Source organism: Candidatus Methylomicrobium oryzae (assembly GCF_016745425.1).
Taxonomy (GTDB): domain Bacteria; phylum Pseudomonadota; class Gammaproteobacteria; order Methylococcales; family Methylomonadaceae; genus Methylomicrobium; species Methylomicrobium oryzae.
Genome location: NZ_JAERVK010000059.1, coordinates 1 through 712, shown reverse-complemented (window position 1 = coordinate 712; position 712 = coordinate 1). Strand labels below are relative to the sequence as shown.

At 60.3% G+C, this 712-nt stretch carries 2 protein-coding genes; both read left to right on the top strand.

Features of this window, described 5'->3' with window-relative positions; all coding sequences use genetic code 11:
• Positions 1–104, top strand: a 104-nt coding sequence (locus JJL52_RS21895; RefSeq protein ID WP_202054497.1) for a DUF4082 domain-containing protein, incomplete at its 5' end; no start/stop codon positions are given.
• Between the two features lie 88 nt (positions 105–192).
• Positions 193–699 (top strand): acyltransferase, encoded by a 507-nt coding sequence (locus JJL52_RS21115; RefSeq protein ID WP_202054496.1) that lies wholly within the window; start codon positions 193–195, stop codon positions 697–699.
• The last annotated feature ends 13 nt before the right edge of the window (positions 700–712 follow it).

Genomic DNA, 712 nt, shown 5'->3' with positions numbered 1-712 from the left:
AGGCCGGCGGCAATGGCGTGTACCGCTACGGCAGCGGCGGCTTTCCGAACAGCACCTATCAGTCCAGCAATTACTGGGTCGATGTGCTGTTCGCAACCAATTAGGCCGGCGGGCGGCGAAGTGAAAATGAACGTTTGACGCCGGCGGTTTTACCGTCGGGAAAAAGTAACCGTCCACGAAGAGGGAACCAGCATGATTAAAGAGAACGTCGTTTTAGGCGAAGGGGTTGCCATCTACCATCCTCAGCTCGTGAACCTCTACGGTTGCACGATCGGCGAAGGCTCCAAGATCGGGACCTTCGTCGAAATCCAGAAAGGCGTGACCGTCGGAGCGCGCTGCAAAATCTCCAGCCACACCTTCATTTGCGAAGGGGTGGACATTGAGGACGGGGTCTTCGTGGGCCATGGCGTGATGTTCACCAACGATATCTACCCCTCCGCGGTGAATCCGGAGGGCGGCTTGCAAACCGAGGCCGACTGGACGGTCGTCAAAACCCGGGTCAAAGCCCGCGCTTCGATCGGCAGCAACGCGACCATCCTGTGCGGAATCACGATCGGCGAGGGCGCCTTGATCGGCGCGGGTGCAGTGGTCACCCGCGATGTGCCCGACTATGCCGTCGTCGCCGGGGTGCCGGCCCGGGTCATTGCAGACGCCCGCACGCGCGACCCCCGCTACAAAAAATTGGCAAGTTTTGCCTAGGTACCGGTATGGA